At 44.5% G+C, this 25442-nt stretch carries 27 protein-coding genes and 2 pseudogenes; 11 read left to right on the top strand and 18 right to left on the bottom strand.

The annotated features are described in order from the left end of the window. Positions 1-13 precede the first annotated feature (13 nt). Both HRE53_RS27425 and HRE53_RS27420 read right to left on the bottom strand, forming a co-directional pair. Positions 14-265, bottom strand: coding sequence for a DUF1830 domain-containing protein (locus HRE53_RS27425; RefSeq protein WP_212666898.1), 252 nt, complete (start codon positions 263-265; stop codon positions 14-16). A 689-nt stretch (positions 266-954) separates the two neighbouring features. Further along, positions 955-1191: a hypothetical protein gene (locus HRE53_RS27420; protein ID WP_212666899.1), complete on the bottom strand. Its 237-nt coding sequence runs from the start codon at positions 1189-1191 to the stop codon at positions 955-957. 311 nt (positions 1192-1502) lie between these two features. Here HRE53_RS27420 and HRE53_RS27415 point away from each other — a divergent pair, with 311 nt between their 5' ends. The 5 genes and pseudogenes from HRE53_RS27415 to HRE53_RS27395 all read left to right on the top strand — a co-directional run. Next, entirely contained in the window at positions 1503-1670 is a 168-nt protein-coding gene (locus HRE53_RS27415; RefSeq protein WP_235111727.1) for a helix-turn-helix domain-containing protein, read from the top strand. Positions 1671-1706: 36 nt separating this feature from the next. Then, positions 1707-2168, top strand: coding sequence for a hypothetical protein (locus HRE53_RS27410; protein WP_235111726.1), 462 nt, complete (start codon positions 1707-1709; stop codon positions 2166-2168). Positions 2169-2346: 178 nt separating this feature from the next. Next, on the top strand, positions 2347-2550 hold the full coding sequence (locus HRE53_RS27405; RefSeq protein ID WP_235111725.1) for a hypothetical protein: 204 nt from the start codon (positions 2347-2349) through the stop codon (positions 2548-2550). 9 nt (positions 2551-2559) lie between these two features. Continuing rightward, positions 2560-2808 (top strand): DUF6399 domain-containing protein, encoded by a 249-nt coding sequence (locus HRE53_RS27400; RefSeq protein WP_235111724.1) that lies wholly within the window; start codon positions 2560-2562, stop codon positions 2806-2808. 15 nt (positions 2809-2823) lie between these two features. Beyond that, a pseudogene (locus HRE53_RS27395) lies at positions 2824-2943 on the top strand (DUF6399 domain-containing protein); the annotation flags it as partial. A 139-nt stretch (positions 2944-3082) separates the two neighbouring features. Here HRE53_RS27395 and istB read toward each other — a convergent pair. Both istB and istA read right to left on the bottom strand, forming a co-directional pair. Further along, positions 3083-3934 carry an IS21-like element helper ATPase IstB gene (gene istB, locus HRE53_RS27390; RefSeq protein WP_235109312.1) on the bottom strand — a complete coding sequence of 284 codons (852 nt, stop codon included), beginning with the start codon at positions 3932-3934 and terminating at the stop codon, positions 3083-3085. Positions 3935-3946: 12 nt separating this feature from the next. Beyond that, the gene (istA, locus tag HRE53_RS27385; protein ID WP_235109311.1) at positions 3947-5500 is read right to left on the bottom strand and encodes an IS21 family transposase; all 1554 of its coding nucleotides are present in this window, start codon (positions 5498-5500) and stop codon (positions 3947-3949) included. 73 nt (positions 5501-5573) lie between these two features. Here istA and HRE53_RS27380 point away from each other — a divergent pair, with 73 nt between their 5' ends. After that, on the top strand, positions 5574-5981 hold the full coding sequence (locus tag HRE53_RS27380; protein WP_235111721.1) for a DUF6399 domain-containing protein: 408 nt from the start codon (positions 5574-5576) through the stop codon (positions 5979-5981). Positions 5982-6080: 99 nt separating this feature from the next. On the opposite strand, the gene HRE53_RS27375 is transcribed toward HRE53_RS27380, so the two are convergent. After that, a complete protein-coding gene (locus HRE53_RS27375) occupies positions 6081-6611 on the bottom strand; it encodes a phosphate-starvation-inducible PsiE family protein (RefSeq protein WP_212666900.1) in 531 nt (176 codons plus the stop codon). 944 nt (positions 6612-7555) lie between these two features. Here HRE53_RS27375 and HRE53_RS27370 point away from each other — a divergent pair. After that, entirely contained in the window at positions 7556-8470 is a 915-nt protein-coding gene (locus HRE53_RS27370; protein WP_212666901.1) for a LysR family transcriptional regulator, read from the top strand. Between the two features lie 660 nt (positions 8471-9130). On the opposite strand, the gene HRE53_RS27360 is transcribed toward HRE53_RS27370, so the two are convergent. Beyond that, positions 9131-9703 (bottom strand): DUF1269 domain-containing protein, encoded by a 573-nt coding sequence (locus HRE53_RS27360; protein ID WP_212666902.1) that lies wholly within the window; start codon positions 9701-9703, stop codon positions 9131-9133. A 1089-nt stretch (positions 9704-10792) separates the two neighbouring features. On the opposite strand from HRE53_RS27360, the gene HRE53_RS27355 reads away from it, so the two are divergent. Next, complete coding sequence (locus HRE53_RS27355; RefSeq protein ID WP_235111718.1) at positions 10793-11869, top strand: glycosyltransferase family 9 protein; 1077 nt, start codon at positions 10793-10795, stop codon at positions 11867-11869. A gap of 291 nt (positions 11870-12160) precedes the next feature. On the opposite strand, the gene HRE53_RS27350 is transcribed toward HRE53_RS27355, so the two are convergent. From HRE53_RS27350 to HRE53_RS34645, 11 genes and pseudogenes are all read right to left on the bottom strand, one after another. Further along, on the bottom strand, positions 12161-12823 hold the full coding sequence (locus HRE53_RS27350) for a Na(+)/H(+) antiporter subunit B (RefSeq protein ID WP_235111717.1): 663 nt from the start codon (positions 12821-12823) through the stop codon (positions 12161-12163). Then, positions 12820-13368 (bottom strand): DUF4040 domain-containing protein, encoded by a 549-nt coding sequence (locus HRE53_RS27345; protein ID WP_212666905.1) that lies wholly within the window; start codon positions 13366-13368, stop codon positions 12820-12822. The genes HRE53_RS27350 and HRE53_RS27345 overlap by 4 nt, the downstream gene beginning before the upstream one ends. Beyond that, a pseudogene (locus tag HRE53_RS27340) lies at positions 13368-13650 on the bottom strand (monovalent cation/H(+) antiporter subunit G). Before HRE53_RS27340 ends, HRE53_RS27345 begins: the two are co-directional and overlap by 1 nt. Next, the gene (locus HRE53_RS27335; protein ID WP_235111716.1) at positions 13650-13898 is read right to left on the bottom strand and encodes a hypothetical protein; all 249 of its coding nucleotides are present in this window, start codon (positions 13896-13898) and stop codon (positions 13650-13652) included. The pseudogene HRE53_RS27340 and the gene HRE53_RS27335 overlap by 1 nt, the downstream one beginning before the upstream one ends. Further along, positions 13895-14281 (bottom strand): Na+/H+ antiporter subunit E, encoded by a 387-nt coding sequence (locus HRE53_RS27330; RefSeq protein ID WP_235110983.1) that lies wholly within the window; start codon positions 14279-14281, stop codon positions 13895-13897. Before HRE53_RS27330 ends, HRE53_RS27335 begins: the two co-directional genes overlap by 4 nt. Then, positions 14278-15708, bottom strand: coding sequence for a cation:proton antiporter (locus HRE53_RS27325; protein ID WP_235111715.1), 1431 nt, complete (start codon positions 15706-15708; stop codon positions 14278-14280). Before HRE53_RS27325 ends, HRE53_RS27330 begins: the two co-directional genes overlap by 4 nt. Further along, positions 15705-16040 (bottom strand): cation:proton antiporter subunit C, encoded by a 336-nt coding sequence (locus tag HRE53_RS27320; RefSeq protein WP_212663851.1) that lies wholly within the window; start codon positions 16038-16040, stop codon positions 15705-15707. Before HRE53_RS27320 ends, HRE53_RS27325 begins: the two co-directional genes overlap by 4 nt. A gap of 103 nt (positions 16041-16143) precedes the next feature. Further along, positions 16144-17517 (bottom strand): cation:proton antiporter, encoded by a 1374-nt coding sequence (locus HRE53_RS27315; RefSeq protein ID WP_212666456.1) that lies wholly within the window; start codon positions 17515-17517, stop codon positions 16144-16146. Positions 17518-17884: 367 nt separating this feature from the next. Next, a complete protein-coding gene (locus tag HRE53_RS27310; RefSeq protein ID WP_212666907.1) occupies positions 17885-18217 on the bottom strand; it encodes a P-II family nitrogen regulator in 333 nt (110 codons plus the stop codon). 139 nt (positions 18218-18356) lie between these two features. Beyond that, a complete protein-coding gene (locus HRE53_RS27305) occupies positions 18357-19445 on the bottom strand; it encodes a sodium-dependent bicarbonate transport family permease (protein WP_212666908.1) in 1089 nt (362 codons plus the stop codon). Positions 19446-19933: 488 nt separating this feature from the next. Further along, positions 19934-20059 carry a hypothetical protein gene (locus tag HRE53_RS34645; protein ID WP_255801538.1) on the bottom strand — a complete coding sequence of 42 codons (126 nt, stop codon included), beginning with the start codon at positions 20057-20059 and terminating at the stop codon, positions 19934-19936. 232 nt (positions 20060-20291) lie between these two features. Between HRE53_RS34645 and HRE53_RS27300 the strand changes: the two genes are divergently transcribed. From HRE53_RS27300 to HRE53_RS27290, 3 genes are all read left to right on the top strand, one after another. Further along, positions 20292-20480, top strand: coding sequence for a M23 family metallopeptidase (locus HRE53_RS27300; protein ID WP_212666909.1), 189 nt, complete (start codon positions 20292-20294; stop codon positions 20478-20480). Positions 20481-20955: 475 nt separating this feature from the next. Beyond that, on the top strand, positions 20956-22758 hold the full coding sequence (locus HRE53_RS27295) for a bifunctional diguanylate cyclase/phosphodiesterase (RefSeq protein ID WP_212666910.1): 1803 nt from the start codon (positions 20956-20958) through the stop codon (positions 22756-22758). 32 nt (positions 22759-22790) lie between these two features. Next, positions 22791-24554, top strand: coding sequence for an EAL domain-containing protein (locus tag HRE53_RS27290; protein WP_235111713.1), 1764 nt, complete (start codon positions 22791-22793; stop codon positions 24552-24554). A 68-nt stretch (positions 24555-24622) separates the two neighbouring features. On the opposite strand, the gene HRE53_RS27285 is transcribed toward HRE53_RS27290, so the two are convergent. Next, positions 24623-25159 carry a hypothetical protein gene (locus HRE53_RS27285; RefSeq protein ID WP_212666912.1) on the bottom strand — a complete coding sequence of 179 codons (537 nt, stop codon included), beginning with the start codon at positions 25157-25159 and terminating at the stop codon, positions 24623-24625. Positions 25160-25442: the final 283 nt, after the last annotated feature.

The following is a 25442-nucleotide window of genomic DNA, read 5'->3' as shown; positions in this document are numbered from 1 at the left end:
TTCCTCAGTCAATTTAGGTTGCTTTGACAGTCAATTGCTTACAGGGAATACAGTCCACTTGAATAGCCGTGGCAATTTCACTGCTATGAACTTCAAGATGTGCTTTTCGAGGTGCGTTGAATATTAGATACTGCTGCGGGAAAATAACCCGCTCAAAGTACCAGTTCTCAACATTGGTGACCCGTAACACCTGAACCCGAGAGGTGGAGTTACGGTAACTGCAAAATACGAATTCTGACTGCTGAGGCTCAAGAGTTTTAATCATAGGTAATGGCAAACCAGCCCTCAGATCCGAGTTCCAAGGGCTGGCTTGACGAATAATTTAAGTAGGAATTTATAAGCTGACCAGTGTTTTTTTATTAGAAAGATATAATCCTCTCCAAGAACATTTCTCGTAGCAGGGATTTGTCGCTTTTATTATGACAATTACATTAACTTATTTATAGTTTCTTAATAAAACCCTTTATAATGTCTTTATAATCTTCTTGATTTATATCCACTCTAGACTTCTGTGCCGAAAGCCAGTTCATGCTGATGGTGAATTGCTTTGAGGGATTTAGTGCTTAGGTTTTGCATTCACCCATCTCGCTATCTATGGGATATTCATACAACCTGTTAGATGATAAGCGATAGCTCTATTTTTTACGCTTCTTAATTTAATTCTCAGCTAGAGAAATGATTTAAGGGGTTGAATGTCCGTAACGAATCGCTAATCCAAGCCCTTATCTTGATTTCTGTGAAATTCTGCTGCAGATAAATCTGCTTTTTAGCTAATGACGCCGAAGATACCATCTCCGCCACATCAATTGAGCAAACTATTTTGGCTTTGTGCAATCCTGTTCGGCCTTATCTCAGGGCTGCTATTTCTAAGTCTCTATGGTTTCATTCGCTGGCGATGTTGCCTGGATGAGTTGCTATGTACCCTGCTCTTCCACTCGATCCAGTTTTAGAGCATCAACCCACTAGAGGACAATGATGTTGTTGTTGCGAGTCCGCGATATCACGAATCAGCATCATGTGGTCATACAGATAGCCTTCAGCAGCTTTCCGTTCATCTGTTTTCATCGGTTGGCGATTTTCTAAGTGAGACAATACCCAGCTCACCAAACCTGAGTCATCAAGTCTCCCCAAAGAGTGGTAGGGAATCTCTTCAATCATTTGCCAGAGTTGACGTAGAAGGGGAGTAGACATAGCAGTAAAATTACCTGATTGCTTGGGTCTATACACATTGTAATTTAATTATTTCTTAAGATGTGCAGTAATTTTGATCTTAAGAGATGAGCTTTAACTTTGGGGTCAAAGTATAGACATCTTCACGGCAAAGCACCTACGACCCCTTCAAGTAATACTTTTTATTGCAACAAACGGCTACCATCATAAAGCGGGAAAAGACTTGAGTATTTCCAGATAGGATCGCACTCTTTTGAAGGTGAAATAGGAAAGAGTTCTGCGATTAGTCACAGAGAGCTGTATCGTACCTTTGCAAGTCAACAGAGGAAACGATGAGCCTGACAATACGAGAGCGCTGCCAAGCCGTCACTGATTGTCTGTTCAAACAGGGAGTAAAAGGGATTGCGAAAATTGCTGCTGCGACAGGTCTGTCAAAAAGCAGTGTTCATCGTCATCAACAGGCTATTGCTCGGCGTAACCAATATCCAGAGTCACTATAGTGGGAAAGCCGGATAGGGAGTCAATGGCTCAGGATAATGGTCCTAGGAGTGGTGTACTATTTCGGCGTCAAACATGGGGTGGGAGCTGAGAGTCTATCAGAATTTTTTACAGCGATTCATGTCGATGCTCATGTGGGTGTTTCAGCTAGCTCTCTTCGGCTATTGAAACGCAAGATGCGGGACGCGATTATCGCCTATGAGGTTGCCCAACAAGAGCATTGCCAACCCAAAGAAGGTCAAGGAATCTGTGTCGGTGGGGATGAAACCTTTTTTGGTTTGCCTATCTTAGTGATGTTGGAATTGGCTAGTGGCTTTATCTTCACAGAGGTGGAACGTCCCAACCGTACTTATGCAACCTGGCAAGTCCAGATTCAGCAGTGGTGGACCCGCTGTGGATGGCATTTTCATTTTATGGTGAGTGATGGTGCTCCAGCCCTGATTAAATTAGCTGTGTCAGGCTTAGGCTGTGTCAGGCTTAGGCTGTGTCAGTGTTTCTGACTTATTCCATGCCCTGAGTGCCTTAGCCCAACCTATCGGCAGTGATATGGGTCGTCAAATCAGTCAGTTGAACAAAAAAGCGACTGTACTTCAACAGTAACTTCTCAACGTTCGTAGTGAGGCTAAACAGCAACAACTCCAACAATCAAGGGCAGAGATTTCTGCTCAGCAACAGTCTTTGGAGCAGGACAAGACGGCCTATCATCAAGTTCTTCATCGCCTTACCCAAGTCATTCATCCGTTCAATATCAAGACTTTAGAATGGCAACTGTTTGATGATCTATCGGCTGAGTTGAATGCTCCCCTCGCCCAGATGTCTGCTCTAGCCAAAACCTATGGTGCTCAGAAGGGAAGCAAAACCATTGGCTCATTTCAACAATAGATTCCATCAATGGCTCAGGGGATTCATGCTTGGTGGCAATGGGTGACTCAAGCGCTAAAAGTATCCACGGATGATCTAGAGCTACAAAACTGGGTACTCATGTACTTATTACCCTGGACTTATTGGCAACAGCAAACGGACAAAACCCGGCATCCTCAACTCAAATCAGATTATCAAAAGGCGGCTGAACGAGCTTATGAACAGTTGCTTAAGCACCCCATAACTCAACAGATGGACTCTCAAAAAAGCCAGGAGTAGGCAGACTGGGCGCAATGGATGAGTACAAAGTATCAACGGACTTCCTCCGCAGTTGAGGGACGTAATGGCTATCTATCTCGATTACATCATGCAGCCTGCTGCATAATCATGACTTCTCCGGTTGAGTGGCACTAACTTCTCCACCCCCAACCAAAAAAATATTGGCCAACCATTTTCGACAGGTAGATATGGAATTAAGGGTTGCAATTCATAGGCAAAAATTCAGATCTAAATCCATACATATCACGAATGGAAGATCGTGATCTCATCCGGTCTATTCCTCCATCTGTCCCTCCTTTTTTTCATTCCTCTTCTCCTTTTGTGTTTTAAGGGTTGTCTCTCTCGTTGTATTCTCCTCATCTGAACGGTTAATACTCATTTCTCCTTCTGGCTTCTGGGTCAGCTTGCTGGTCAATTTCCTCATGGATTCTCCTCGAAGCAAGACCTTCATCGCATCATGGATAATCCGGTCGAGGATGGCATCGGCCAGAGTGGGATCTTGAATTTGTGAGTGCCATTGCTCCAGGGGCATTTGCGTGGCAAATAAGCAGGAGGCTTTGCGAAACCGCTCGTCTAAGATATCGAGCACTTCTCTAGCCTCAAAGACAGATAGAGGATCTCTAAGCCATTCATCCAGCACCAGTAGATCGTAGGCCGCTAATTGTTTTCGGAGTTTTGGATAAGACCCATCTCCTTTGGCCAGCTTCAACTCCAGAACGAGATCAGCAGTTTTGATATAGCGGACGCTATGGCCTTGCTTACACAAATGATGGGACAATACGGCCGCCAAGAAAGACTTCCCAACGCCCGTCGGTCCCAGGATGATCAATGACAGATTTTCCTGGAGCCAATGACCTTGAGCAAATTCAAGGAACTGGATTTTACGAAGTCCTCTGGGCACATCGAAATCTACTGCATCTAAGGTGGCGTGCACCGGCAGTCGAGCTTGCCTCAGTCGGCGTTGCATCCGTTGATTCTGACGCCGGATGTATTCGCGCTCTACCATCAAGGCCAGTCGTTCATCGAAAGACAGATCATGATAGGTGGGCATCGCCTGCTGTTCTCGCCAAGCTTCGAGTATGCCGGTGAGTTTCATTTGTTGTAGCTGTTCAATCATTGCTTGCATCGCTGTCTTCCCCTACGTCGCTTGATAATATTCGGACCCTCGGACATTGGCATGGTGAATAGGAATCACCTTATGGGTTTCATCCGGTAAGGGGTCTGATTCAAGTTTGTTTTGGAGCATAGATTTGAGATAGCGTTGGCCCACCATCCCCATAGCATTAGCCCGATTACAGGCGGCTTCCAACCTTTCAGCACCATGGGTTGTTCTTAGATGTTGCACCCCTTTCAAAGCACGAAACGCCTGTTCATCATGGGCTTTCTTCTCAAAGATATCTATCACTTGCTGCTTCGTCGCTGGTCCAACATTCTGGGCCCAAGCCAGGAAGGTCTCTCTCGATTGGGTTTTGTAAGCCAAATGCGCTGGTGGCATATGCCCCTCTTCAGTGGAATGCTGAAACGGCAAGCTAGAACGTTCATGTATCGCAATGCGCTGATGGTCATGAAAAATCTGCACCAAAGATTCCGTAATCTTGACGGATACTGATTTCCCCACATATTCATAAGGGACACTGTAATAGTGGCGGTTCACCTCAATGTGGTAATCAAAACTCACTTTCGCGGTTTTAAATTCGCCAAACTCAAACGCATGGCTGGGCAAGGGTCTGAGTTCTGGTTGGTCCACTTGCTCAAATAATTCTCGACGGGATAGACCATAGGATTTCATGGTCCGATGGTTGAGTTTCTCCAACCCTGCTGCAATCGCTTCATTCAGTTGCTTGAAACTGGTAAAGGTCTGGTCTCTCAAGGGTGCGAGAATATGACGTTCCACTTGCTGCACCGCATTCTCCACTTTGGGTTTATCCCGAGGGCATTTGGGGCGAGCGGGCAAGATGATCACGTTGTAGTGTTCCGCAAAGTCTTGATAACTCCGATTGATACCGGGCTCATAACGGCACGGATCTGTGACTCCTGACTTGAGGTTGTCTGGAACGATAGCGACCGGCACTCCACCAAAGAAGGCCAATGACCGTTGATGAGATCCGAGCCAGTTCTTGATGGTTTGGCTTTCGGTCGCCTCTGCATAGGTGTAGTTACTCGCTCCACAGCAGGCCACAAACACTTGAGCTTGAGTGACCTCACCGGTTTTGGGATGGACCACCGGCACGGTCATACCACAGTAGTCTACAAAGATTTTTTCCGCTCCCTTGTGGGTCTGGCGCATGGATAGCGAGTGCTGTTTTTTCCACTTGCGGTATCGACGGCAAAAGCCACTATAGCTACAGTTCCAATCCCCTCTCTCTTTACCTTCCATCCACAGTAGGCCGAGGGTGACCCCTTTACGTTGCATCTCTCGATGCACATACTCGAAGTCAATCGCAGGCTTCTTACGGGAGGACTGACGTTGACCTTTTCCCAGCAGATGCTGGATATCACTATCACTTAGTCGGCTTAACTGGTCATAACTGAGGGATTGACCCTGAGCACGATGCAGATAGTCTCGGACAGCGGTACGGGAGATGAAGCAGCTACGGGCGATCTCCGATTTATTGTGGCCGAGTTCATGTAAGCGAATAATTTCTCTAAATTTACTCATCGACAGGGTTGCTCCTTGACGTTTATAGGCCATTGCCATCTCCATTCCTCTGGCTAATGCACAGAAGTTTAGAGGATGGCCTGGCTAGGGATAATGACCTGTCGAAATGATGGTTAGGGGGGGTGGAGAAGTTAACTGCCACTTATCCGGTGAAGATAACTTCCACAAGGGTGGAGAAGTTTATTGCCATTTGACTGGCGAAGATAACTTCCACAGGGGTGGAGAAGTTACTGCCATTCGACCGGAGAAGTTACCCTCCCAAGGGGTGGAGAAGTTACTGAGAATATGCACAGCCCGAGGGTTCTCGGAAGAATCCTTGAAGGTACTCACCATCATCCACAATTTTGACCTCAAAAGAGCAGATGGCACTACCGCAGCACAACGGCTTTTTGGACATCCTTTTCCTGATGTGTTTGAGTCAGTTGTTAACTCTATGGGGGAATTGCCAGTGGCACGTCAGTCTTCAAAGACAAAACGGCTTAACCCTTTAACCCAAACTATTTTCCCGGCTTAAATTGATACCTTAATTAGCGATTGTTCTGGAGATTTTAACTCATTAAAAAGTGTTAGCCTGGTTTTAAAACGGTCGAACTAAGAGTTTAATGCTAAGCACTTAACGTAGAGATACATTGGATAACGGGGATTGTGGTGGTTGATCAGTTTTTAGCTCAGTCCGACGACGCTTAGAAAGATGCTCTTCTGGGTCAATGCCTTCAAAGGTGGGTGGTAACCATACCCGAACGACAAGTAAAAAGGCCAAGGTTATTAAAAATACGCAAGTGACCAATACCTGTTGCCAAGGGGTTTCGAGAATACCGTGAACAATCATTTCTCGGAGGGCAGACACAATGGAGACTTCTACAGTTACGCCAATGGAAACTCGCTTCTCACCCAAGTAAATAATCAAGAGACGAAATAACTCGACCAAAATCAGGAGAAATAGAATATCTGCGGTAACAGCTGCTAACTCCAGGGGTGGCAACAAAGACATAAACATATCCCGCAGTTGGAGCACCATAAAGCTAAATAAACCAATACAGAGGCAGATGACGATCAGGTCTTGCACAAATTCAAGACAACGGACTAAATTCCTGCGATTCATCCATTGCAGTTTAGAGAGGAGTGAGGTGTTCGAAAGGGGCATAAACGTTATCTCCTTGGCTAGTTGGGAGCAAAAAAGCAATATAGAAGTTTGAGTCCGATCCGTGCTGTACCAACAAGAACAATAATGATTGCCAACCTTGCGATAATGAACTGCCGTTGAAGCATCTAGCTTGGATACTTGACTGGCTGCTGTAAATGATTCAAAGATCCTGTGGGATAGGAAAGGAACTCAAGCATCACCACCTCTATCTTCGCAATGGAACGAATAGTCTGTAAAATGTCAATGATTTATTTCTCAAATAAGAAATATTAATGAATATATTGCCTAAATATTTATATAGACTATATCTAGATATAGAATAAGCCTCTATCCCTATTTAGAAGATGATTTAGAGAATTTAGCAATCGCAGTAGCCCAGATAAAAATGCCAAGAGTCATAATTAAAGCTTATGATAGATTTTGTTCTATGAATAATGCATATAACATTTTATTTTATCTATGCTCAGATTAATATATTCTTAAAACAGATAAGATTTTTCGGTAAATCAAGCTTTTGGTTGATCAACAAACAGTAGTCGTAGTTTGTTTTGATTTTTTTACGCCAAAAACCCAAACTTAAGTGTTTAGACTACTAATTAGTTATTTATATAGATCAATTGAATCTATATTGATATCTCTGTGACTCAAGAGATGCTCGTAATATCAATGTACTTGTTGCTTAAGCTCTGTTAGCTCTTGAAAGTTTTTTACAAATAAGCTGCGCACTTACCCCTGGATTACCTATGCCACTAGTTTGTTCACGATGACGTGGTCTGATGACCTCATAGCAAGTTATTAGAATCTGGTAATTATCTTCAGAGTCAATAGTATCCCTCCTCTTTAACTCTATTTGCTTTAGCTGAATTAAAAAGTAGACATTAGCCTATTGCAATAAAAAATATACAGAGGATTCCCACAATATTTACTACTCCGGTGCAATCACTATGCAACCGACCTTCCATCAACTCAAAGTTTTTGAAGCGGCTGCACGTCATGGTAGCCTTACCCGAGCCGCTGAAGAACTCTGTCTTTCTCAGCCAACGGTCTCAGTTTCAATGAAACAGCTTTCCAAAACGGTTGGCTTTCCTGTATTTGAGAGAATAGGCAAACAGCTATACCTCACTGAGGTGGGCCATCAGTTATTATCCACCTGCTATTCTATTTTTGAAGAATTAGACCAGTTTGGAATGCTTCTAAACGACTTGCAAGGTACGACCCAGGGCAAGTTATATCTGGCTGCCGTTACTACTTGCAAATATTTTCTCCCGCGCCTGCTCGGTTCATTCTGCGGCCAATATCCAGGTATTAATATCTCCCTGAAAATTACCAACCATCTGCAACTCGAAAAACGGATGGCGGAGAGTCTAGATGACCTGTATTTTTTCAGTCATCAACCCTCATATATTGATCTCAAAGTTCAACCTGTGATGAAGAATCCCCTAGTGGTTGTGGCACAACCATCACATCCCCTTGTGGGTAAGAAAAATATTGCTATCGCTAACCTAAATCAAGAACGATTTATTATACGGGAACTAGGATCGGGTACTCGGAAAGCGATACAAGATTTGTTCAGTAAACACCAGGTAAACGTTAAAATCAAGCTGGAACTGGGTAACGACGAAGCAATCAAACAAGCGATCATAGACGGGTTAGGAATTTCGGTCTTGTCTCACCACTCCCTCGATAGTCAGGATTACACTGATCTAGCCATTTTAGATATTGAGAATTTCCCGATTGAGCAGCAATGGTCTGTTGCCTATTTGTCTGAGAAACATTTGTCCGTTGTGGCAAGAACTTTTCTAAACTACTTTTTTTCAATCACAGATCAAAATGGTTTAAATCTCAATCACTTCTGCTAGATGATCTCCCAATACTATGGCTTAGCAACCCATAAGAGTATTGTTAATCAACAAACTGGCAGCATGACTAGGAACAATATTATGACTACCTTGATATGGGTTCAATAAATACGAGCTCCCAACAGCAAGGTTTCAAAAAATATACGCGGACTACCTTTCAAATCTTGAATGGTCAATTCAATCTCTTTAATTCTGCGCTGACGTGGTTGGCAAAATTTATTGAGAGAATAAACTATGGGGGCTGTATGTTCAGAATCTCTACGATATTCTAGTTCTGCAGCTTCAGCTTGGTTCCAAATGGCCCATAGAAATTGATGTAAGGAGGATTTGCAGTACCAACCTCTAACCACCAACCAGAACATAAAGTATCAACATTATCAGTAAATTTCACTGAGATTATCCTGTTGGTGTGAATCTACTACGCCGATCACTCTGGGAGCATGTCACCTTTGCAGATGCACAAAATTTGGAATCAAAAATTTAATGTCTGAAAGCAAAGCTAGCAAAGATTTCTGGGATAAGTATAAATACTAGATTGCAAAGGTGACATGCTCCCGATCACTCAGACTAAAAGTTAAACTTGAGTATTGTGTGAAGGCTGCCCTACTTTTTCTAGGGTACTTTCCAGAGACGTCATTACCTTAGTTCGGTAGCTAAGCCTTAAGAGAGATTTTTTTTTGTAGCTCTGGGCGGCTCTGGTTTGAAAAATACTTTCCATTCTTGAATTTCTTGCGAGGTGAGAATTGTTTCAGCATTTTGAATTTCTTCCATTATTCCCTCGACAAGAAGAATGTAGTAGCCCTTAGCAACAAAATTGTTGTACACAGCAGCATCTTTTTCAGGAATTCTCATCCTTACCAAGGCACCTATAAGTCCGCCTGTAGCAGCTCCGAGAATACTGGTCATTAATGTAGTCGCCGTGACCCCAGCTAGCATAACTGGCCCAAGACCTGGAATTGCTATCGTTCCAAGTCCTACAAGTAGGCCCGAAATCGCTCCCACTGTCCCCCCAGTCGCAGCTCCTTTCTTAACAGGACTCTTGATCTGCGACTGAATTTCTACGGATGGGGGGACATCATCTTCAAGCTCTGAATCTTGAGCAATTACAGATACTTGTTCCATCGGGAATTCATTATCCTTCAACACCTGGAGTGCTTGTTCTATATCAGAACGGTTGGCCAAGATGCCAATCGCTTGTCGGTATTCTTGTACATCTATGTTTGGACTAATCATTAGTTCATTCCACCTGAATTAATATCTTTGGCTTGCATATCACTTTCTACTGTGCGAGCTATAGGAAGTTTCAGATCTGAGTAATGATGTCAAAAATTTATCTGATGCTATTCCTGGAAACGCCTATTCTAAGACTGCAATGTCGGTCAGTCTTGGTATCTATTTAGTAGGCCACTTCAAAAAAATTTCTCGTATCGAGTAATCGTTTAATGAAATTTTGTCTGGAATATATTCCCAGATTAGATCGAATATCATTGGGTTTCAGAATGTATTAATTGAGAATGCCATCAAATTATTGAACCCCTTATTAGCAAAGCTTTATTCTCATCACAGAAGCCCAATAAATGACCTCAAGCTCGCAAAGGGTAGAAATGAATTAACCCCCAAAAACTAAGTCCCAGCAACAGTTGCACGGAAGGAGGAGCTATCACAAAACTACAGAAACTACTTAAAAGTCCTGCACTGGTCGCAGCAACAGCATGTACTTCCTCAATTTGTCTTAATTTAATACCTAGGATGATGCAGATAACTGCCACAACGAAGAAGAAACCACTAAACATTGAATTCTTTAATAAATGAGCATTATGTAAAGAGTCAGTAGATTACATTTAGTCTATTTACTAAACTAAATGAATAACTTAGCAAGTATTGCAATAAGTCTATCATTAATGCTTTAAGTATTTTTTGCTTATTTTATTTGTATTGGTGATGGCAATGGTTATACCTACTTATCGCAAAGTAGCCCTCTTCCCCCCTACGCCTTCAGGCCGGGGAGTAATCAACTAGTCTGACTCACGGTTTACTAGACCTCTTGCATAATTCAGCTACCGATATGGTAGATGACTAAAAATTCATGTCAGATTGCGGCATAAATTGAGTGATTAACACATCATGAAACAAATATTGCAAGAGGTCTAATTTGCGTTCGTGTAATTTTATTCGTTTGGCTTGAGCACTAAGGTATATTCTCAATTAGGTGTTGGCATCTGAGGATTGTGAAACCGCAAGATTTCAATAATGAAGCGCTCACCCATACAACATCTGGCGAGTGGTAACCGTAGACTTCAACCTTTACAGCTGTAATAAATAATGACCCGCATATTAGCTTTACTCCCTGGTGATGTTGGCCGTCAACTGTTGTTTTTCCCGACTTTAGAAACACTTCAACATCAATATTCTCAGGTAGAGATAGATGTAATTGTTGAACCCCGAGCTAAGCAAGCCTATCGACTTTGCCGCAATGTTGAAAATGTATTGACCTTCCAATTTGAAAACCGTAATGGAGCAGCAGATTGGGGAAACTTAATTGGAAAAATGCGAGATCGACGTTATGACGCGGGCATAACCCTCAGTCGAGATTGGACAGCAGGATTGCTCTGTTGGCTGGCTGGCATTCCTAAACGAGTCGGATATGAGAATTCGAATCTTCCTCCTTGGGTTCGCTTTGGTCGCCAACGTTTACCGACAGTTGGTGGAGCACTTGCTGACTTAGCTGGTGTGTTTCTCTCTTCTAAAGTGACTCCCAATGCTCGTCCCTATGATGCCCAACGGTATCATGATCTGTTGCTGGGATTGAGCATTGATCAGCCTTGTCCTGACATTGCTATTCATATCCCTCAAGCAGATATTCAATGGGCTAAAATAGAGCGGAAACGGCTTGGCATTGCGGATCAGCCCTATATTCTTTTACATGGTGGCACAGGGGCCGAAAATTCTGACGATGAGCCCTCTCAATTCTACCCAATTAAAAGTTGGGAGTCAGTGATTGAAGGGTATTTAGAGCGGCAACCAAATACACCATTCATGATCGTGCAAAGTCCTGATAACAAAGATTGGGTCACCTCTTTACTCGCGGTCTGTCCGCAACTGAACATCGTCACCCCTCAACATGTTGGCCAACTTGCGGCGTTGATTGATGCTGGACATTTGATGATTTGTGCGGATCGAGCACCACTACATTTGGGCGTTGCTGTAAAAACCAAGCTTGTAGCTTTGTTTGGATCCTTAGAGCCGAGTAGACACCTACCACCAATGCATTATTTTGCAGGTTTAAAATCTCTGACCAGTAAAGTAGCTGATATCCCACCTATTCAAATATTGGAAAAGGTATGGAAAGTTGAAAGCACTGGTTCGAGCGCAGACATCAAGTTGATAACATTAAAGTAAGCTGAATAGCTGATGTTGTCGTTCAATCATTCATTGCTAGTGTTACTCAGTTTTTGGCGAACCCATTGTGTCTTATTCCCATCCCACTCCATAATTGAGGAGCCCTTTGGTCCCAATCTCCACAAATGTGGAGATTGCCGACTACGCAATCTACTACCGGGAAGGGAGTATTGCTAGACAATAAGATCATAAATAATCAACCCTTTCAGAGACTCCACTGATCAGAGTGACTAACGTGGGCTTATAAAGAAGCATTGGCAATGCTTAACATCTGCCAATTTTTCGAGTCTTTTACAATAACCCACGATATCGAATAAATACCAAGATGACAGCCCAAGAGCCAAGGGCAACCTTAATCGCCACCAACACATTGAGAAGAGGAATCACACCCCCACTCACCAAAGCACCGAGTTCACCATGGGGCAATTCAGAACCAGCCAATGTTATGGCTGCCAATACAAGAAATACTAGAACTGAGATTTTCTCCCATATGGCTGCCCGCCAGCGCTGATAAATACCCTGCATCCATTTGGATGAAGAGGTAATGGCAATTAGGCCAATCGCTGTACCGCCTGCCACACCCGCAGCAAATCCACCCCCAGGACTCAAATGGCCACGAATCGCCAGCTCGATACTGACTAATGAGGCAATGGTAGCGCCTAGTCTGGCCAAGACAATGGAGGGTTCATCTGTAAACCGATACACCTTTTTTGAGGGCTGCTCATCAGAGAGTAGAAACCGGACACCCATAATTGCAATCGTAAACACCACTACTTCAAAGATGGTGTCATAGAGGCGGTTTCTGAAAATGATGCCTGCTAAAGCATTGGGAACACCGCTATCCTTAACAACAGCCTCCACAATCGACAATTCAGCAACATCCAATTCTGGATTGGGCATGACCAAAATTTTGACATACAGGGCAAGGCCCGCAATGATATAAAGCCACTTCATACCTTTGCCTCCGCTAAATCAGCCACCGCCACATAGGTGAGGGTTGTTTCCGGTGACGTTAATTCTGCCTGCATGATTTCATATAGTCGGGGGATACGGATCAGAGCCTGATCCTGCACTGTTTCTGCGGCATGGTGCTGGGGTAGGTAAATCGCATGCACTTCTTTTTCATTCAGAGCTTGATGGAGATCTTGGTCATTGGGATAATCAACCAGTTCTAAGCGCATATAGTGCTTAGAAAATATGGCCCGACAGCCTTCGACCCAAGCTTGAAACCCCTGAGGTTCTGCTGCCTGGAGCACACCCAAGCGCACCACCAGGGAGGATCGGACCGCTACTGCATAGAGGGTAATCGCCAGCATAGTGCCCACCAGTGCTTCAGTTAAGGCCACGTCTGCCGCTCCCAAAACGGCATAGACAAGGGCCGCCACTGCCCCCAAAATTCCGCGAATAATCAGGGCATGGTAAGGATTGACCTGAAACACCACCATCGCTGCGGTTAAGGGCAGCAGGGCAGTAATGATATACACATAGCTATCAGTCATCACGTCCCCGTTTCCTTAGTATCACTAGAACAATAGGCCAACACATATCCCAGCACGGTATTCCAGATCGCTAGGGAGAGAATGGCCAGAACCAGCAGGGGCCATTCCCGTGGAATTTTCAGAAGCAAACCAACAACAATTAACATCGACCCCAAAGTATCGGCCACAGAGAGGCTATGAAGTTTGTAGAGCACCGAGCGGTGACCAACTAAGGGCCAAGTCCCCCCAAAACCAAAAGAAAATCCCAATGCCCATCAAGACATAACTAATCGCGTTAATCATCAGTCACTGATCCGTTTAATAATCTGGGCCAAAAGCATTAAGGCCGCATTGCCAACACTGAGGATTAGCACCCCCACGACGCCAATCATCCAGTCATCCCGTAGGACAGAAATCACCAAAATCATGATCGATGTTTTGCTGGCGATACTGGCAAAGGCCAGCATTTTCTGCCACACATCCTCATCCTGGCAGGCTTCATAAATGGGAATCGCCAGGGCCAAAATCATGGCAATTAGGATGATATTCATGACTTTTTCCTTCGTTCGATACGGTGGACTTCGTACAACCCTTCCTCGTGGTACTTCAGCACAATGGTTTTGGGGGTAAAGGTAATCACAAAAATATCGAGAAAAATCAGACCAGGGGTGCGTTGCGGTTTGACATGTTCCATCGTGATCGCTTCATAGCGGTGAGGACGGACCATAATTTCAATCGCCTCAAAAAAGGCCTGGGGAATGGCAATGATAATTTCCCCGATCGCATGCAGCCAATCTTTTAAGGACCCCAGACTGGCGCGGCGCGGCAAGAGCAAGGCCACACAGACGCCAATAATGATATTGGCAATGCCAAAATCAGCGGTCAGCAAAAACCAGATGGCTAAGCGCAGCAGAATATTCAGATATCCAGTCATGCCAACACCATCCAGAACAATAGAACCAACATTAAGCTCATGCCCCCAATTAAATGTTCGAGTTGCTCTTGGACCCGAGGCAATTTCAGCACCACGCGGCGGATGACCAGCCAATAAACCAACCAGCCTATTCCCACCTTCGATAAGGCTTTGCCGATATTAGCTAGGGTATAGGCCTGATAATAAGCGCCGTTTGCTGCCAGCAAGCCCCCTAGCAGCAACAGCACCGCCACCCAATACCCCGGTCGAATCAACTTTGATTCACTTTGATGAGGCAAAAAGATAAATTTGGCAAAAGTAGCAATGGTGCCCACTGTGGCGATATTGAGGGCGATCATTTGCCAGGACAGGACACTTTTCAGGGTTAATGCCTTGGAGGCAAACCCAGCCCATAGAGGAATACCGGAAATGGAGCAACTCGCCATCACCAGGATCAGCCATAAGGATCGTGGAATCGGCTGCTTATGCAGTTCCTGAAAATCTCGACTAGGCAATGTCCCGGCAGTTAAAAATAAGGTGGCTTTCACTAATCCGTGGGTCAAGGCGTAGAATCCACCGACCGCAGGGGCAGCCATGATAAATCCCAGTTGGGAAATGGTGCTTTGAGCCAAAAGTCGCTTGGTATCTTGCTCGAAGAGGGCCAAGCTAATGCCCAAGAAGGCGGTGCCAATCCCAAATAGAGTGATGACTGGAGCAACTTCATCTACCATCAAGGCCATCCGAGCCAGAGGAAAGACCCCGGTTTTAACCACAACACCAGAGAGCATGGCAGAGACAGGCGTTTCTGACTCAGAATGGGTTAAGGGTAACCACAAACCCGACACAAAGATGCCACCTTTGGTCAGCAGTCCCATAAAAATCAAGGCCAGGGCTTCGGGGGGTGCCTGTTCCAAGCCCGTATAGGCAAAAGAGTTATTGGCTTGATACACCAACACAGCGCCCACCAAATAGAACAGCATGGCCGTGTTGCTGATAAATAAGTAGCGCAGGGCCACCCAAATCGCCCGATTCGTGCGCGGGTAAGACACCAGCAAGAAAGCGGCAATCCCAATGACCTCTAAGGCCACATATAAGCTAATGAAGTCAGCACAGATAAAGACAGCATTGACGCTGCCATGCAAAATGATGGTTTGGGTATAGAAAAAAGCGGATTTTCCCGTACCCCAGCAATAGCAAATGACGGCAGCTGTCACCAAGGCATTGGTCAAGATAAAGTAGCCACTGAGACTATCAATCCTGAGGGTGACCCCAAAGCTGTCCATCAGCTGAATGGTCAGCGGGTCTGGCTCCATCAACACCCGAGCCGCATAACTGGCAGACACCAAGGTCATAGCCAATGCTAAGTATCGATCCAGTTTAGGGATCAGATATCCTACAAACCCGACAAAAAACGGCAGGGCAATCCAAACGATCGTAAGGGTATTCATGGTGTGTAAGTCTTTTCAATCTCGCGGCTTTCCAAGGTGGGATTGTCGCGCGAGAGCTTCATCACTCCCACCAACATCAAGGCCTGCACTGAAAAGCCAATCACAATTGCTGTCAAAATCACGGCTTGGGGAACGGGATCGGCATAGGCTCCCTGATGGGTATCTGTGATGATCGGGGTGAATAACCCTTGACGAGCGGAGATCTTGACGTAATAGGCGATCACGCCTGTACTCATCACATCCATGGCAATAATTTTCATCATCAGATTTTCTTTGAGGATGATGCCAAAAAAGCCACAGAGAATCGTCGCAAATATAAACGCTTCTAACATGGTGATTTAAAAAGGATTAGTAAAAAAGAGGGTCCGAGGATTTATGAGAGAGAGTTGCGATGGCCACAGGCCGGTCGGAGACCATCGCAGCCATCCTCATCAATTAGTTGTTCGTTGCCGGAGACTCAATGGCGATGGCACCGCTTTTAAACGCCACCCGTAACAACGGTGGGGCCACAAAGGTCGTCAGAATCACCATCGTAATAATCGCAGCTTCCAAGGGTTTATCCAAAACACCACTCGCTGAACCAATTCCAGCAAAGACCAAGCCCACTTCTCCTCGGGGAATCATGCCGACGCCAATTGCAAATCGATTAATGCCAGGTTGCCCCACAACGGTCCAGCCAGTGATGAGCTTACCGATCATTGCCACCACAATTAAGAAGGCGGCAATCACGAGACCTTCTCGATTCTCAGGAATGGCAGGATTCAAAACGCTTAAGTCTGCTTTTGCCCCCACGGTGACAAAGAAAATCGGGACGAAAATATCGGCAATGGGAATCACCTGTTGATCTAGCTCTTTGCGCTTATCGGTTTCATCTAGCACCAAGCCAGCGGCAAAGGCACCCAGAATCGCTTCTAGATGAATCGCATTGGCAAGGAAAGCCATGATAAAAGCAAAACTCAGGGCAGGAATCACTAGCTTTCCGCGGGTCTGCAGCTGATCGGCAATGGTCACAAAGGCTTGATTGAAGAATCGGCCTAAGAAGATGGAACCCACGAGAAACAGGGTGGCACTACCAATCAAATACAGAACATTAACAACATCCACTTCGCCTGTTTTAGCCAAGCTGGCGACCACAGCCAGGACGATAATGCCTAACACATCATCAATAATGGCAGCCCCAACAATGATTTGGCCTTCCTTAGACTTGAGATAACCTAATTCAGACAAGACTTTAGAGGTAATCCCAATGCTGGTTGCCGTTAACGCTGCCCCGGCAAAGATCGCTGGAATCGTCGGCATATGAAACAGGAAAATCAATCCGGCTGTCCCGGCAGTAAAGGGGGCAACAACGCCCACAATCGCCACCAAAACGGCCTGATACCCTACTTCTGTTAACTCTCTAAGATCAGACTCCAAGCCAATCTCAAATAATAGAATAATCACCCCCAGCTCAGATAAAATCTCAATGATTTCGCTCTGGCTTTCAAAAATTGAGGTAATCGATTCAGCACTGAGATTGCCACCGATAAACTGCAGAATGGGCATCAAGGCCGAATCAGCGGCAACGGTTCCATTTTCAGCAAAGACCAACAGGTGAAGAGCCGAGGCCCCAATGGCCACGCCTCCGACTAGTTCTCCTAAAACAGGAGGTAGATTTAAAAGCTGAGATAGCTCACCGCCCAGCTTACTGGCCAGATAAATGACCACCAGAGTGAGCAAGACACCTGAGAGAATCAGGGGAGCTTCATCTGCATTAGCCGTTGCGATTAGCCAGGGCTGAGAGATGCCCCCTTGGAGGAGCGGTGACATTGATAAAGTATCGATGAATGTATTCATATCTAAAATTCAAGTCAAACAATTACGTCAAAGCAGAAAGACATTCTTCGATTCGCTTAAAAGTTAGTGTCCCGATTTATTCGCCTTACATCAGAAAAAAATGCCATTCTGAAAGCATTACTAAATAAAGGTTTTAGAAAATCACTTACAGCGGATCGCAGGTTGGTAGGGGACATATTCAATCTTGGAGCATTTACTGATCAAGCTTTTTAAGAGTTGTGGCTGTCCCCCATCTACATGAAAACCGCTGTAATTGCCCTCTTAGCAATGGCTAGTAAATCGAGACACTAACTGAATTCTTATAGATCTAAAATTTTGTGAGAACGAGCGTCGTTTAGATTCAACAGCCGTCCGGCCCACAAAACTTGTACGAGCTCAGTACCTCCGCGTTACAGAGATAGGCGATGCCCGAATAATCATCGAAAAACTGCGCTGCGACCTCATCCGAAATCTTTAGGGCCATCTCCCGAGTTTCGGCGATCACCTCTAACTTTATATTCGAGAAGGTATCGGAAATGCTGGGTTGTCCCGACGAGCGCACGTTACGACTTCCCTTACCGCCAGCGTCTACCACTGTATAACCAGTCGCACCGACTTCTTCGATGATCTTGGCGATCTTTTTCAGCAGTAACTTTTCAGTGACGATGACGAGCTTAGTAGCTGGCTTGGCCATGTGGGTTACCTCTTGTGTGAATTCAATAAACTACATAGAAACTCAGGAAAACGCTAGAGCTGAGTGCTATCACCTTGATCTAGCCTTGGTGTGGGTTGCCGGGTCAGGGGAGTACCGACAAACCGCGACCCGGCTAGGATCAGCTACCTCCCATCAGGGCTTGGGCAAGCCCGATGTAGAGCGGTATTCCCAAGGCAAGCGCAACTGGCGTGCCGACGGCTGTGGATGAGCCGATATAGGCGGAGGGATTAGCTGACGGAATGCCAGCTCTTAAGGTAGGCGGCCCTGAGATATCTGAACTTGAGGCAGCGATGACGGCCAGGATTACGCAGCCACCAGGGCTAAATCCCGTAGTGTAGTGGGCAATCATACCGAAACCAAAGGCGATGAGCCCATGAAGTAGTGGGGCTATTGCAGCATAGAGGGCGTACCACTGGCCCACCTTGCGTAGCTCACCAATCCTTGCCGTGGCCTCCATACCCATGACCAGCATCAGTATCGAAAGCAGGCCGCGGAAGAGGGGATTGAAGAAGCTCTCATAGACACTTTCTGGTCGGGTTAGTATACCTAGGGCAAGGCCGAGTAGCAGTGCCGATAGGGCAGAACCCTGAAGACTTTCCTTGACGATGGGCCATATCTTAACCCGCTTGGTGGTACGCTGCTTGCGGCGATACTCGACTGCGGTACCGCCCTGGTTACCGAGATACTCCTGCTTGCTAAGAACCTCGTCTGCGGTATCGTACTGCTTGCTGATATAAACGCTAGCCAAGACGATCGCAGTCACGAGAGCTGGGATATCCATGAAGGGATAGAGGGCAGCGGCCCAGGGTTCATATTGGATGCCTTCCGTTTCCATTAGGGTCAGGGCAGCGGCGAGGGTAGAGCCACTCACGGCACCAAACAAGCCCGCGGTCGCGATCGCATCCACGGTTTTAACATTCGGCATCTTGGCCAAGGTGTAGCGTCCGATGAACACGATTAGAATCCCCACGACCATGGCGAATACTGCAGGCAACAGCATCTCCGCCAGATTGGCATTGCGGATCGCAATACCGCCGCTCAGGCCAACTTTTAAGAGCAGCATGAAGACGATGAACTTATAGATCGCATCTGGAATTTGCAGGCGGCTATTGACGGCGGCAACGACCATACCACCAATCAGAAAGCCGAGGGTTGGAGACTGCAACTTCGCCAGGAAGAGTGTCATGAAATCGGACAAAAAATCCACGTTGAATTCCTCCTTAATCAGAAAAAATTTGAAGAAAGTAAGAGTGAAGCAATTCACCCTTAAAACACAGGAATTAAGCGAGAACCTGTCAACAGAGTGTCCAGAGATGGCCGTTCTCTAGAACAGGGCAGGGAGGCAAGCTGTCCTGAAACATATTGAATAGATAAATATCTATCAATAGATCTTCTTGTATGTACTAAAGTCTATCTTAAAATGTGTCCTAATTCGCACTGGACAACACAAAATGGGAATACGATGTCAAATACAAATTATAAATTTTTCTTATATTTAACTAATTTCAATATATGTCTAGCTAATGTAAATCGCGATCACAGCTTTTTCTTCGTTGCTGCTTTTCACCAAGGGCTGTAATTGCTTGCACTCTCCCCATTACGTTGGATTACACCTTCGATGGCTGTAGAGCTCAGTGCTAGTGCCTGAAACGGCGCATACCTTCTATAGATCTACAGATAAAGATCCGTGATTAGCTAGGCAGCTTGTGTACCCAAGGTTTTGCAATATTTGCCCATTAAGACAGTAATTTCATTGGGAGTCTGACTAAAGTACAGTAGCCCCTCATCGACCTGCTGAACTAAGTCATCCCTAGTGGTCATAAGTTGGTGTAAAGCCTGAAAACTTTTAAGGGCCTTGCTTTTTATTGAGCATTGCCTTGTATTGGTATCTGGATAAGTATTATAGGAAGTTAGAAGATTCTGATCCCTTCGTTGTTCTATATGGTCAACCCCATACCGAAAATGAATTGGATGCTTATCTATAGGGGAAAGGAGCCAATTTTTAAGGCTTCCCCGCCAAGATAATTCTTACACCGACTTATGACCACTAGGGGTGAATCTTAAAGCCGGAGATTACGTCACTGCAGGCCAACTCATTGGCTACAGCGGCAATTCAGACTGGAGTTCTGGTCCTCATTTGCATGTTAAATTGCAGAAGCCTAGCCAAAGACAGCATTTTACAAAAACAGTACCCTTTGCTATTTCAGGAACTTGTAAAGAAGAACCATTCGCTCAGAAATGATAGGGCTGTTGTCAGACTGCATTAAGAAGTTTTTCTTGGCAAATTGATATTATTCGGTGTGAAATCTTCATCTATTCTCTGAAGACTTCTTCATCTATTCTCTGAAGACTTCTTCATCTATTCTCTGAAGACTTCTTCATCTATCTTTAATTTTTTTGAAAAAATAGGTATCATCACTGAGGTTATAGCACGAATTTAATGAGATCAAGACGGATGAAGTAGTTAGTATCACTGACTTAATACTGATAATTTAACAAGATTAAAACAGTGAAGTACGTATAATTTCGGGCAAATATTTTGCTCCAATACGTTATACCTAAAGGGCACTCCGAAAAACAGATTTTCTTAAGAATTAGACACTGTGCAACTCTTGCAAAACGGTTGCCCCCTCACATTAGTACTTAACTATTTGCCATCAAGAATAATTTTTTCGAGGTGCCCTCAAGATATTTAAGCAGAATCAGGGTGGATATCGATGCAGATGGGCGGAACTCAAATATTGATGATTGAGGATGATGATCAAGATGTAGAGATTGTCAGGGAATTGCTGGATGTTAAACATAATTCAGTCACCCTTCAGCATAGTCGGACACTATCTTCTGGTATAAAGTTACTCAATGAATTCAATACCATTGATGTGGTTCTACTGGATCTATCCTTAACGGATACCCAAGGGTTAAGCACATTCCATCGGGTACATCAAGCCTTTCCGACCTTACCTTTGATTATTCTCAGCGGCAATGCAGACGAGACAATTGCCCTTGAAGCGATGCAGGAAGGGGCTCAAGACTATCTTGTTAAAGGCCGCTTTAATAGCACGCTTCTAGCTCGCACTATTCAATACGCATTAGAGAGACAAAAACAGCAATTAGAGTTGCAGTACAAGAACTTGGCTTTACAGGCTCTATCAGAACAGCTAGAAATTGCGAATCATGAGTTAGAGCATTTAGCTACCTTCGATGGGTTAACCAGAGTTAATAATCGACGCAAGTTTGATCAAGTCTTTCAAGCTGAGTGGCAACGCCTCATGCGAGAAGGGCGGCCTTTATCCTTGATTCTATGCGATGTCGATCACTTTAAGGCCTATAACGATACCCATGGCCACCCAGCAGGAGATCGCTGTTTACAGCAAGTAGCAAGAGCCATTGCTAAGGTTGCCAAGCGACCAGCAGACTGTGTGGCTCGGTATGGCGGGGAAGAATTTGTGGTGGTGTTACCCAACACAGATCGCTCTGGAGCAGTGCATGTCGCTGAGGCCATCAGAGCAGAAATTGGGGCACTCCAATTACCTCATGAGGCGTCTTCAGTGGGTAGTTACATCAGTCTTAGCTTTGGGGTGGCGAGCCTGATTCCTAATGAGGATGTTGCTCCCGCTCTACTGATTGAAGCAGCAGATCAAGCCTTGTATGCTGCCAAAGAACACGGTCGAAATCGAGTATACTCCCATGCTGTTGATTGTCTAGATCCAGCTTTGGACGCTAGCGATACTCAACGATGGGTGAACAGATTACAACTCGCTTTGGACAAAGATCACTTTCGGCTTTATGCCCAGCCTATCCAGCGACTCAATTCCAGTTCTGACAAGCAATATTTTGAGATTTTACTCCGACTATGGGAACAACCCGGTGTCATTAGTTCACCGGGTTTATTTCTACCCATGGCTGAACAATATGACTTTATGACCCGGATTGACCATTGGGTCATTGATCACTTATTTGCCGATCTGCATGAGATTAAAGGAATCATGCAGCATGATGCTCAGTTCTTTATCAATTTATCTAGCAGTAGCTGTAGGAACAACGAACTATTACATTTTTTGAGTCAGAGATTAGTTCACCATGACTTACAGGCGGAACAATTTTGTTTTGAAATCACAGAAACGGTGGCTAGCAATCATATTTCTGCAGCCGCTGAGTTAAGTCGTGGCCTCAAAGATATAGGCTGCAAGGTTGCTTTAGATGACTTTGGCAATGGTCTATCTTCGTTCTTACACCTCAAATCAATCCCGGCAGATTATGTAAAAATTGACGGCTCATTTGTCAAAGATATAGCTGTTGATCCAGTTTCGATTGAGATTGTTGGGGCCGTTCATCGGATAGCTAAAAGAATGGGGTTGGAGACTATTGCTGAATATGTAGAATCCCAAGCCATTCTTGACTCAGTTTCAAGTTTAGGAATCGACTATGCCCAAGGCCATTATTATGACCCAGCTCAACCACTGATTGACACTTTAGTGAATTACCAATCCATTCCATATCGCCAATCGATCAATAACTAATCAAATGCATCCATGCATTTACGGGGGGATCCATGCAAGTAGCTAGTACGCAGATATTAATGATCGAGGATGACGATCAAGATGTTGAGATGGTTCAGCATTTTCTTGATGATATGCCCATAGTACCGTTTACTCTCAAACACAGAAATACTCTGTCAGGGGGGATTAATATGCTTCAAGATAGTGAAGCCATTGATCTCATTCTGCTGGATCTATCCTTGCCTGATGCTCATGGCTTAGATACTTTTCATCAAGTACATCAAGCTTTTCCTCAAAAGCCGCTCATTATCCTAAGTGGCAATTCAGATCCAACAGTAGCCGATGAAGCCTTGCAAGAGGGAGCCCAAGATTTCCTCGTTAAAGGGGACTTTGATAGCACTTCTCTCTGCTTCTCTATTCAACATGCTTTAGAACTTCAAAAGCATCGAGTTGAGCTAGAGCTTCAGGACACCACCATCAATGCCTTATCAAAACAGTTGGAGATCGCCAGAAGAGAAATTGAAAAACTGGCAACCCTAGACTCTCTGACCAGCGTACTGAATAGAAATGGCTTTGATGAAGTCTGTTTGTCAGAATGGAAACGACTTCAGCGAGAACAGAAACGATTGTCCCTGATCCTATGCGAGATAGACCCTATAGAAGGAAAAAACAATTGCCCCTCTCAAGCCTGGAAAGATAATTGTTTGCAGCAAATTGCAAAGGCAATGACCAAAGTGGCCAAGCGTCCTGGAGATTGTGTCGCTAGATGTAGCGAAAATCAGTTTGCTATCCTCTTACCCCATACCGATATCCTTGGGGCTACATTGATCGCTGAATCCATTAGAACTGAAATCCATGGGCTCAGCATGAATTATTCCTCAGGCTTACATTGCCTACCGATCACCTTGAGTTACGGAGTCACCAGCCATATTCCCACTACTAATGATTCTCCTTCATTGTTGTTAGAAGCGGCGAATCAAGCTTTAGCTGGAGCGAGGAGACAAGGTCAAAACCGAGTATTTTGGCAAACTATTGGTGATGTTAATACCGATCTATACACTTATCAAACTTTGTATTGGGTTGGCAGACTCCATCAGGCCCTGCTGTCCGATCAGTTTCAGCTATACGCTCAACCGATTCATTCCCTCAAGGGTCAACCAGAAATCAAGGGATATGAAATACTGCTACGCTTAAACGACCAGCAAGGAATTTCTTCCCCTGGAATGTTTTTACCAATGGTAAAACAGTATGACTTTATGACCCAGATTGATCAGTGGGTGATTGAGCAACTGCTACGAGCGCTTTCAAAAAGGCAAGCCAAGAATCAAGATAAATCCTCATTCTTCATCACTCTATCTGCTGCTACTTGTAAAAGCGGAAGAATCTCTGATTATATCCAGCAGCAATTAAGCAGATATGATTTTCCTGCTGAACGGGTTACTTTCCTCATCTCAGAAACCACTGCATTGAAGCATCTATCCAAAACAACAACCCTGTGCAACTCACTTAAAGCTTTGGGCTGTCACATCGCATTGAATGATTGCGGGAGTGATATCTCAGCCTTTAGCCAACTAAGGACGATTGGGGCCGATTATGTGAAAATCGATAGTAATTTAGTCGAAGGCATCACCACTGATCCTGTCATTCAAGAAATTGTGGCATCGATACAGGAAGTAGCCAAAGTCATGAAGATGCAAACAATTGCTGAGCAGGTTGAATCATATTCCACCCTTAAAGCACTATCAGAATTAGGGATAGATTATGCTCAAGGACATTGTTATGAACGAGCAACACCACTCAAACAAATCCTAACGTAATTTCTTTTCTTACTAAGAACTCTCCCTTCGTCAATGAAAAGTGAGACATCAATAGAGCAATCAATTTTTTATCCATAAAAACTAACCACGTTGTTTAGCAGCATCCCTGTTGATTGGACGGAAGGTGGAACTTCTGCATTCCTCTGGTTTGCCAGGAACTGCTTCCAAGCCGCAGTAATAGTGGAAGGTGCAACACCAACAAGCATTGCTAACAAGTTATTTGGAATTCTTTGGATCTCTTCCAGACTGAACTGTTGGCTAAACATTACTAATATAGCGATTCCCCTATTGAGGGGGGAGCTGATCTCACAGATTTCCTTTAATTGTTCAATGTTCTTTATCCGATTCTGAAAAGCACTGAAGCGCATCTCGTCAGTTTTAGGAATTTCATATTCAACTGCTCCTAATACATGGATACTGATACATTCTGGGTCAAATGGACCTCCAATAGCTGCACCAGGGCCAATGTACTCTGCATAGTATTTCTTTTGGAGAATAACACCTGTTTGTTGATGATTCACAATCGACCATAGATGTCCGTTCTGTAGGATTTCAATAGATAGATGCTCTCGCATATTTGGAGAAGCTACTTTATGTTGTGACATAAGTGAAATAAATGAATAAATGCTAGAAATATGAATTTTTAGGAGTAAGATACTTTGACTATTATCATCAGAGTTATATTTATTCTAGTAAAGATTAGAATAGGATATTACTTGTCTGTTCAATGTATCTATAGCCATCATAATATTTGACTATTATTTTTTTCATCCGTAATAATACGGCAAAATAAATTTTTAATTAATATATAATTCAGTACTGATAAGCTCTATACAAAGTATACATATGAATAGTATGAAAGCCTTTACTGTTGCTTAAGTGCAGCTA

This window comes from Acaryochloris sp. 'Moss Beach', from assembly GCF_021497025.1.
GTDB classification, from domain to species: Bacteria; Cyanobacteriota; Cyanobacteriia; order Thermosynechococcales; family Thermosynechococcaceae; genus Acaryochloris; species Acaryochloris marina_A.
The sequence above is the reverse complement of the archived record's forward strand: the minus strand, read 5'-3'. Positions and strand labels throughout refer to the sequence as shown.